This is a genomic window from Sulfitobacter sp. SH24, assembly GCF_965641895.1.
In the GTDB taxonomy this organism is placed as follows: domain Bacteria; phylum Pseudomonadota; class Alphaproteobacteria; order Rhodobacterales; family Rhodobacteraceae; genus Sulfitobacter; species Sulfitobacter dubius.
The window spans coordinates 1,005,860-1,015,305 of record NZ_OZ282575.1; the positions used below are offsets into that span (position 1 = coordinate 1,005,860).

The following is a 9,446-nucleotide window of genomic DNA, read 5'->3' on the forward strand; positions in this document are numbered from 1 at the left end:
GCGCGTGGGGTTCAAAGGATGCCCGGCAGGTTCAGCCCGTGTTCGCAGGCGCAATCAAGCGCTTCGTCATAGCCCGCATCCGCATGGCGCATCACGCCCGTCGCCGGGTCGTTCCACAGCACCCTTTCGATGCGACGGTCGGCGTCTTCGGACCCGTCACAGCAGATCACCATGCCTGAATGCTGCGAGAAGCCCATGCCGACCCCGCCGCCGTGGTGCAGCGACACCCATGTGGCGCCCGAGGCAGTGTTCAAAAGCGCGTTCAGCAGCGGCCAATCCGACACGGCGTCAGAGCCGTCTTTCATCGCCTCCGTCTCGCGGTTGGGCGAGGCGACGGAGCCGCTGTCGAGGTGATCGCGGCCGATCACGACCGGCGCGCTCAGCTCGCCTGTGCGGACCATCTCGTTGAAGGCAAGACCGAGGCGGTGGCGCACGCCGAGACCCACCCAGCAGATCCGTGCGGGCAGACCTTGGAAGGAAATACGCTCGCGGGCCATGTCGAGCCAGTTGTGCAGATGGGTATCCTCGGCCAAGATTTCCTTCACCTTGGCATCGGTCTTGTAAATATCCTCCGGATCGCCCGAGAGTGCCGCCCAGCGGAACGGCCCCACGCCCCGGCAGAACAGCGGGCGAATGTAGGCGGGGACAAAGCCGGGGAAGTCGAAGGCGTTCTGCAACCCTTCCTCCAGCGCCATCTGACGGATGTTATTGCCGTAGTCGACCGTGGGGATGCCCGCGGCGTGGAAATCGACCATCGCCTGCACCTGCACCTTCATCGAGGCGCGGGCGGCCTTTTCGACCGCTTTGGGGTCGCTCTCGCGTTTTTCGCGCCATTCGGCCATGCTCCAACCCTGTGGCAGGTAGCCGTTCACCGGGTCATGGGCCGAGGTCTGGTCGGTGACGATATCGGGGCGGACCCCGCGTTTCACCAGTTCGGGGAAGACATCGGCGGCATTGCCCAAGAGGGCCACGGACTTCGCCTCTCCGGCTGCGGTCCAGCGGTCGATCATCGCCAGCGCCTCATCAAGGCTGTCGGTCTTTTCGTCGACGTAGCGGGTGCGCAGGCGGAAATCGATGCTGTCGGGATTGCACTCCACCGCCAGACAGCAGGCCCCGGCCATGACAGCCGCCAAGGGCTGCGCACCGCCCATGCCGCCCAAGCCTCCGGTGAGGATCCATTTGCCTTTGAGGTCGCCGCCATAATGCTGGCGGCCCGCCTCGACAAATGTCTCATAGGTGCCTTGCACGATGCCCTGAGAGCCGATGTAGATCCACGACCCTGCAGTCATCTGGCCATACATCGCCAGACCCTTCTTATCGAGTTCGTTGAAGTGATCCCAATTCGCCCAATGCGGCACAAGGTTGGAGTTGGCGATCAACACGCGGGGCGCGTCTTTATGGGTTTGGAAGACGCCCACGGGTTTGCCCGATTGCACGAGCAGCGTTTGGTCGTCTTCGAGCGCGCGGAGCGAGGCGACGATCTGGTCATAGTCCTTCCACGTCCGCGCGGCGCGCCCGATGCCACCGTAGACGACCAGCTCATGCGGGTTCTCAGCCACGTCGGGGTGCAGGTTGTTCATCAGCATCCGCAGCGGCGCCTCGGTCAGCCAGCTTTTCGCCGAAAGCTCGGTGCCGGTGGCGGGATAGATGTCACGGGTGTTCTTGCGCGGATCGCTCATGCTGTGCCTTTCAGGGTAGGGGCCAGGGCGGCCAGAGTTGTCAGGATGTCGGTCAGGTGGTCGCGCAGTCGCGCGGCCTTGTCAGGGTCATAGGACCAAGGTGGGGCTTCTGTGCCGAGGTAGGTACTTTGCGACAGTTCCATCTGGATCGCGTGGATCCCTTCGGCGGGGCGGCCATAGTGGCGCGTGGTCCAGCCGCCTTTGAAGCGTCCGTTGCTGACGGAAGTGTAGCCGGGTGCTGCGGTGCAGATCTCTTCAACAGCCGCTTCGATTTCAGGCGCGCAGGTAGTGCCGAGGTTCGTCCCGATGTTGAAATCCGGCAGCGGGCCATCAAAGAGGAACGGGATCAGCGAGCGGATGGAGTGGCAGTCATAGAGGATCGCGACCCCATGTAGGTCGCGGACGCGGGCCAGTTCCGCCTCAAGCGCCGCGTGATAGGGTGCATGATAGGCAGCACGGCGGGTCTCAATCTCGGCGTCATCGGGCGGGGTCGTCCAAATGTCCTGCCCGTCGAAATCCGTCAGCGGCACCAGCCCGGTGGTGTTCTGACCGGGATAGAGCGATGCGCCCGAAGGGTCGCGGTTGGCGTCGATTACATAGCGGTGGAAGGTCGCGCGCACGGTGGTCGCGCCGGGCAGTAACCCTTCGTAAAGGTGATGGATATGCCAATCGGTATCCGCCAGTTCGCGCCCACGCGGGTTGAGATCGCGGCGCACAATATCGGGCAGATCGGTGCCGGTATGCGGCAGGCCAAGCACGATGGGGCTGTCGCCTCGGGTGATCTCGACAGGTGTGATCTCAGCAGAGGTCATGTGGAAAGCTCCGGCATGTCGAGGGAGGCCGTGCGGGTGATCTCGCCTTCGGCCACCATCTGTGCCGCGCGTTCCAGATCGGGGGCGAGGTAGCGGTCCTCATCCAGCGTCGCGACATCCTTGCGCACCCGTGTCACCACACGCTGCAACGTCTCGCTGGTGGCCAGCGGCGCGCGGAAGTCGATGCCCTGCGCCGCGCAGAGCAGTTCCACCCCGAGGATGCGGTTGAGGTTCTCGATCATCTGCCCCAACCGCCGCGCGCCGTGGGCGGCCATGCTAACGTGGTCCTCTTGGTTGGCCGAAGTCGGCGTGCTGTCGGTGACGCAAGGATTGGCGAGGTGTTTGTTCTCGCTCATCAGCGCGGCGGTGGTGACCTCGGCGATCATATAGCCGCTGTTGAGGCCGGGGTTCGGCGTCAGGAAGGGCGGCAGGTTGAAGCTGAGCACCGGGTCGACGATCAGCGCCACGCGGCGCTGCGCGATGGCGCCGATCTCGGCCACGGCGAGCGCGATCATATCGGCGGCAAAGCCCACCGGTTCGGCATGGAAATTCCCGCCTGAAACAATCAGGTCTGCGCCGACCAGCACCAGCGGGTTGTCGGTGGCGGCATTGGCTTCGACCTCAAGCGTGCGGGCGGCCATGCGCAGCACGTCCATTGCGGCCCCGGTCACCTGTGGCTGGCAACGGATGCAATAGGGGTCTTGCACGCGGGCGTCATTCGCCACGTGGCTCTCGCGGATATCCGAGCCGTTGAGCAGGGCACGCATCGTCTCGCCCGCCTCGATCTGGCCGCGATGGCCGCGCAGGGCGTGGATCTCGGGTTGAAGCGGCGCGGTGGAGCCCATGATCGCATCGGTCGACAGGGCCGAGATCACTAGCGCCGAACTTGCGGCCCGCCATGCGTCAAACAACCCCGCCAGCGCGAAGGCGGTCGAAAATTGCGTGCCATTGATCAGCGCCAGCCCTTCCTTGGGGCCGAACTCAAGCGGGGTGAGACCCGCGGCGGCCAGCGCCTCGCCGCCGGGCATGACGCGGCCCTCAAATTCCGCCTCGCCGTGGCCCATCATCGCGGCGGCCATATGGGCCAAGGGGGCCAGATCGCCCGAGGCACCAACAGAGCCTTGCGCCGGGATCACCGGGGTCACGCCCCGCTCCAGCATGGCTTCGATCAGGTCCACGACCTCAAGCCGCACGCCCGAGGCACCGCGCCCGAGGCTCAGTAGTTTGAGCGCCATCAAGAGCCGCGCATGGCCGCGCGGGATCGCGGGGCCAACGCCGCAGCAATGTGACAGGATCAGGTTGCGTTGCAGGGTGGCCGTGTCTTCCGAGGCGATTTTGACCGAGGCGAGCTTGCCGAAACCGGTGTTCACGCCGTAGACGGCATCCTCTCCCGCCACCGCTTTGGCGATGCGCGCATGGGCCAGCTCAATCGCCGGGCGGCAGGCGGGGTCGAGCCTCACCGATGCCTCTTCGCGGTAGATGCGGGCCAGATCGTCCAAAGTGGCCGCGCCGGGGGTGAGGGTCAGGGTGGTCACGATTGGCCTCCGAAAATGCGAGAATGAAGCGGGTTGAAGCCGATGCGATAGGCAAGCTCGGCAGGGTGTTTAATGTCCCAGACCGCGAGGTCGGCGCGCAGGCCGGGGCGGATCATGGCGCAATCGTCCAGCCCAAGCGCGCGGGCGGCATGTTGCGTGGCGCCGCGCAGCGCCTCTTCGGGCGTCATGCGGAACAGGGTGCAGCCCATGTTAAGCGTCAGGAGGAGGGAGTTGAGCGGCGAAGACCCGGGGTTGATATCCGTCGCCAGCGCCATCGGCACGCCGTGTTTGCGCAGCAGATCAATCGGGGGCGCTTGGGTTTCGCGTAGGGTATAAAACGCACCGGGCAGGATGACCGCGACAGTGCCGGCCTCGGCCATCGCTTTCACGCCGTCCGCGTCAAGGTACTCGATATGATCCGCCGACAGCGCGCCATAGGAGGCCGCGAGTTTCGCGCCGCCGAGGTTAGACAGTTGTTCGGCGTGGAGTTTGACCGGCAGGCCCAATTCCCGCGCCACATCGAACACGCGCGCGATCTGGGCGGGCTGAAAGGCGATGCCCTCGCAGAACCCATCAACTGCATCGACCAGCCCTTCGGCATGGGCGGCGCGCAGGGCGGGGATGCAGACCTCGTCGATATAGGCGTCGTCACGCCCTGCGTATTCGGTAGGCGTGGCATGGGCGCCGAGGAAGGTGGTGCGCACTCGGATGGGGTGCTGCTGGCCCACGGCGCGGGCGCTGCGGAGCATGCGCAGCTCGGTGTCGATATCCAGACCGTAACCGGATTTGATCTCGATCCCCGTGACGCCTTCGGCGATCAGCACATCGACGCGGCGCAGGGCATCGGCCAGCAGGTCGGCCTCACTGGCGGCGCGGGTGGCGGTGACGGTTGAGACGATGCCGCCCCCGGCGCGGGCGATTTCCTCATAGCTGGCCCCTTCCAGCCGCATCTCGAATTCACGCGCGCGGTCGCCGCCGTGGACGATATGGGTGTGGCAGTCGATCAGACCGGGGGTGACGAGGCGGTTGCCCAGCGATTCTGTCGGCTGGTCGCGAAAGGCACGCGGCAGATCAGCGCGTGGGCCAACCCATGCGATCTTGCTACCGGCAATCGCAATCGCCGCGTCCTCAACCAATCCATAGGGTTCTGCGCCCTCTAACGTCGCTGCGGTGAGGTCGATCAAGACCCGGTCATGCTCTGTCATCTCTATCGCCTCCTCCTAAGGTTTCACTTTTCTAACGCGTTTTTAATTGTTATATGTCTATACATAAAAAACCGAAAGGCCGTCAAATGATTTTCGCTAAACACGCAAAACTGCCGCAGGGCTGGGCCCGTGACGTTCGGATAACGGTTGCCGAGGGGCGGATCGCTCAGGTTGAAACGGCGCAGTCGCCGCGTCCTGATGACACGCGCGTCGATACCCTGCTGCCTGCGCTCGCCAACCTGCACAGCCACAGCTTTCAACGCGCCATGGCCGGGATGACCGAAGCGCGCATGGCGGGCAAAGACAGCTTTTGGACGTGGCGCGACCTGATGTACCGCTTTACCGCCCATCTTACGCCCGCGCATATTGAGGCCATCGCCGCCTTTGTTTTCCTTGAGATGCAAGAAGCGGGTTTTGCCAGCGTGGGCGAGTTTCATTACCTGCACCACCAGCCTGACGGCACGCCCTATGACAATTTAGGGGAGCTTTCGGCCCGGATCGCAGCAGCGGCGGCGCAAACCGGGATCGGCCTGACCCATCTGCCAGTGCTCTATACCTATGGCGGCGCGGGGCAGGTGCCATTGCAGCCGGGGCAGGCGCGTTTTGGCAACGGAGTGGACCGGTTCAACGCGCTGGTTGAGCGGGCGCAGCATGCGGTGGGCAACCTGCCCAACGACTGCCGCGTGGGCATCGCGCCGCATTCGCTGCGGGCCACGGCCCCGGCGGAACTGGTAGACGTGGTTCAGGCACATCCCGATGTGCCGACCCATATCCACATCGCCGAACAGCCTAAAGAGGTTGCCGACGTTTCCGACTGGCTCGGCGCGCGTCCGGTGGAATGGTTGCTGGCGAACGCTGAGGTGACCGAGAACTGGTGCCTGATCCATGCGACCCACATGACCGAAGCAGAGACGGCGGCCTTGGCCCGTTCCGGCGCGGTCGCGGGGTTGTGCCCGGTGACGGAGGCGAATTTGGGCGATGGGCCGTTCAACGGGCCGGGCTACCTCTCTGCCGGGGGGCGGTTTGGCATCGGGTCGGATTCCAACGTGCTGATCTCATTGACCGAAGAGTTGCGCACCTTGGAGTATTCCCAACGCCAGCGCGATCTGGCGCGCAACGTGATGGTGCCGGGCGAAGGCTCGGTCGGCGAGGCGCTGTATACCGGGGCCGCGCGCGGTGGTGCGCAGGCGCTTGGCCGAGGCCGGGGCGAGATTTCAGTGGGCGCATGGGCCGACCTGATGGCGATCGACAGCCAAGACCCGGCACTTTGTGCGCTGCGGGCAGATCAATTTCTTGATGGGCTGGTCTTTGCGGCGAAGGACCGGGTGGTCACTGATGTCTGGTCAGCGGGGCGTCATACGGTATCAGGCGGGCGGCATCGGCAACGCGATGATATTGTAGCGGGTTACCGCCGTGCGATGGCAGAATTGACGGCGCTATTGTGAAACCTTCCGGCCTTAGGGAACTTTGGCACGGGCCATTGGGTTTGTTCTGTAACAAGGGTCGCGCTGGGCGCGTTGCACATCACTGACCGGGGTAAGCGAAAGGGAGCGGATCATGAGTCCACCAGACACAAATCTGAAGAAGCAAGAAAACCGTCACAAATGGCCGTTGATCGGCATGGCGATCGTTGTGCTCTTTGGCATCGGGATCATCGTATTCTGGACCGGTGAGGAGGTCGCGACGGCCCCCGGCACCGAAGACGAAGTAATCGTCGACGATGGCACCGGGATTGAGGGCGACGACACGGCCACCGTGCCTGTTGCACCCGACTAAGACATAAGCGCCCCGCATGGGGTCAAGGCCCGGAAGCAGATTGCTTTCGGGCCTTTTGCCGTTTGACCTTTACTGTTTGCGCGGGTCATCTAGCGACAGCATTAAAGGCATCAGGGCAAACATATGTGGTATCTCGTGGGGGACATCGGCGGCACCAATCTGCGGCTGGCGGCGGTTGATATGGCAGGCAACTTGCAAGCCCGAAGCGCGCATCCCACCGATGGTCTAACCGCGCTGCCCGAGGTTTGTGCCGCGTTGTGTGCTAAGATGGGCAGTGCGCCGGAAGGGGTTGCCGTGGCGGTGGCCGGGGTGGTTGTCGACGGGCAGGTGCGGATGACAAACGCCGACCGCAGTATTTCGCGCGATGATCTGGCGGCGGCGTGTAAGGTCGCGCCGTCAGAGGTGTTGCTGCTGAATGATTTCGAGGCGGCGGCATGGTCACTGGCCACGCTTGACCCGGCGAAAGTGACCTATCTTCAGGGCGGCCCAGAGGCGCAGCCGGGCCCACGGGTGATTATTGGGCCGGGAACGGGCTTGGGCGTTGGTGCTTTGGTTTGGCACGGCAATCGACCTACGGCAGTGCCGGGCGAAGGCGGTCATGTGCGCCTGACCCCGCATAGCGCCGAGGAAATTGATTATTTCAGGGCGTTGGTCACCTTATGGCCAGAGGTCCAGTTGGGCGACCAATTGGCGGTCGAGGCCGAAGCGATCCTGTCCGGCACTGGAATGCCATATTGGTACCGCGCCATCGCAGAGGCACGGGGCGAGGCGGTAGACCTAGAGGGTGCCGCGGCGATCTTTGCAGCGGCTAAGGCCAAAAGCGACGCCAACGCCTGCCGCGCGGTGGAGTTGATGGTGCGCTATCTGGGTGGTGTCGCGGGTGATTTGGGGTTGGTCATGGGCGCGCGTGGCGGGGTTTTTGTGACCGGCGGTGTCGCGCAGCAGAATGAGTGGATCTTCGACGATGCCTTTCTGGCGGCATTTAATGCGGGCGGGCGGCATAGCACATGGCGCAAAGAACTGCCGTTGGGCCTTTGCCAAGACCCGGATTTCGGCTTGCTGGGGGCGCGGAACTCTTTGTTTGTGCATCGGGATCAACCTCTGCCGGATTGACAGTACGCCCCGCGCGGCCATGATCACCGCAGCAGCCGGAGTGCCCAATGATCCAATTTGATAACCCGAAACGCCAGTTCCTCGCGGATCTTTTTGACACTGCCGTCGCCGCCGCCGACCCGCGTCGCATCTTGCCCGATATGCTGCCGCCCCCGGCCAAGGGGCGCACGGTGGTAATCGGGGCGGGCAAGGGGGCCGCGCAACTGGCGCAGGCCTTCGAGGCACTTTGGCCGCATCCATATGAAGGTGTCGTGGTGACGCGCTATGGCTATGGCGCGTCTTGTCATCGCATCAAAGTGTTGGAAGCCGCCCATCCCGTGCCCGACCAAGCCGGGGTAGAGGCCACACGGGCCTTGCAAGATGCGGTGCAGGGCTTAGGGCCAGAGGATCAGGTGATTGCATTGATCTGCGGCGGAGGGTCATCGCTGTTGCCCGCGCCGCCCGAGGGGCTGACGTTGGCAGATTTGCAGGAATTGAACTCTGCGCTCTTGGCGTCCGGCGCGCCGATCTCGGTCATGAATGACATCCGCAAGCAGTTCAGCACGGTCAATGGCGGGCGTTTGGCAGAACTGGCGTATCCGGCTCAGGTGATTAGCCTTATTGTTTCGGATGTGCCTGGGGATGATCCGGGGGCTGTCGCCTCTGGCCCTACCGTGCCGGGACGGCGGTCTGCGGAAGAGGTGCTGGAGGAGGTTGCGGCGCGTGGGCTGGAGTTGCCGTCTCGTTGTATGGCGTATCTAAAAGAAGCCGCGCAGCAGCCTGCGCAAGACGCACCCAGTAACACAACTACGCATATCATTGCCTCTGCGGGCCTATCGCTCGCCGCCGCTGCCGAGGCTGCCCGCGGGCGTGGCGTGAACGCTTGGGTTCTCTCTGACGCGGTTGAGGGCGAGGCGCGGGAGGTGGCGCTGGTGCATGCCGCCCTTGCCCGGCAAGCGGCGCAGAGCGGCTTTCCCCATCCCGCGCCACTGGTGCTGCTCTCGGGCGGAGAGACGACGGTGACCCTGCGTCACAAGGGCCGGGGCGGGCGCAACAGTGAGTTTGCCCTGTCGCTGGCCCTTGCGATGGAGGGGCAGGCGGGGATCGCGGCGCTGGCCGCAGACACCGACGGCATCGACGGATCAGAGGACAATGCCGGGGCCTTTGTCGATGGAAGGACAGGAGCCGCGATGCGCGCAGCAGGCGTGGATCCGCGCGGTGCGTTGCAGCGCAACGATGCCTTCGGGGCGTTTGAGGCGATTGACGCGCTGTTTCACACCGGCCCCACCGGGACCAATGTGAATGATTTCCGCGCGATCTTGATAGGCGATCTGCCGGAGGGCTAAA

At 64.3% G+C, this 9,446-nt stretch carries 8 protein-coding genes; 4 read left to right on the forward strand and 4 right to left on the reverse strand.

Going from position 1 to position 9,446, the window contains the following annotated elements; genetic code table 11:
• Positions 1–11: 11 nt before the first annotated feature.
• From hutU to hutI, 4 genes are read right to left on the reverse strand one after another with little or no spacing between them, the layout of a single operon-like run.
• On the reverse strand, positions 12–1,679 hold the full coding sequence (hutU, locus tag ACSQ16_RS07540) for a urocanate hydratase (RefSeq protein ID WP_243261101.1): 1,668 nt from the start codon (positions 1,677–1,679) through the stop codon (positions 12–14).
• Positions 1,676–2,476 (reverse strand): N-formylglutamate deformylase, encoded by an 801-nt coding sequence (gene hutG / locus ACSQ16_RS07545; protein ID WP_243263206.1) that lies wholly within the window; start codon positions 2,474–2,476, stop codon positions 1,676–1,678. The genes hutU and hutG overlap by 4 nt, the downstream gene beginning before the upstream one ends.
• Positions 2,477–2,487: 11 nt before the next feature.
• On the reverse strand, positions 2,488–4,026 hold the full coding sequence (hutH, locus tag ACSQ16_RS07550; protein ID WP_243261100.1) for a histidine ammonia-lyase: 1,539 nt from the start codon (positions 4,024–4,026) through the stop codon (positions 2,488–2,490).
• The gene (gene hutI, locus ACSQ16_RS07555; RefSeq protein ID WP_243261099.1) at positions 4,023–5,231 is read right to left on the reverse strand and encodes an imidazolonepropionase; all 1,209 of its coding nucleotides are present in this window, start codon (positions 5,229–5,231) and stop codon (positions 4,023–4,025) included. Before hutI ends, hutH begins: the two co-directional genes overlap by 4 nt.
• Positions 5,232–5,317: 86 nt before the next feature.
• On the opposite strand from hutI, the gene ACSQ16_RS07560 reads away from it, so the two are divergent.
• From ACSQ16_RS07560 to ACSQ16_RS07575, 4 genes are all read left to right on the forward strand, one after another.
• On the forward strand, positions 5,318–6,676 hold the full coding sequence (locus tag ACSQ16_RS07560; protein WP_435988722.1) for a formimidoylglutamate deiminase: 1,359 nt from the start codon (positions 5,318–5,320) through the stop codon (positions 6,674–6,676).
• Positions 6,677–6,788: 112 nt separating this feature from the next.
• Complete coding sequence (locus ACSQ16_RS07565; RefSeq protein ID WP_093928528.1) at positions 6,789–7,007, forward strand: hypothetical protein; 219 nt, start codon at positions 6,789–6,791, stop codon at positions 7,005–7,007.
• A 123-nt stretch (positions 7,008–7,130) separates the two neighbouring features.
• Positions 7,131–8,120, forward strand: a complete 990-nt coding sequence (locus ACSQ16_RS07570; RefSeq protein WP_243261097.1) for an ROK family protein — start codon at positions 7,131–7,133, stop codon at positions 8,118–8,120.
• Between the two features lie 47 nt (positions 8,121–8,167).
• Entirely contained in the window at positions 8,168–9,445 is a 1,278-nt protein-coding gene (locus ACSQ16_RS07575) for a glycerate kinase type-2 family protein (protein WP_243261096.1), read from the forward strand.
• The last annotated feature ends 1 nt before the right edge of the window (position 9,446 follow it).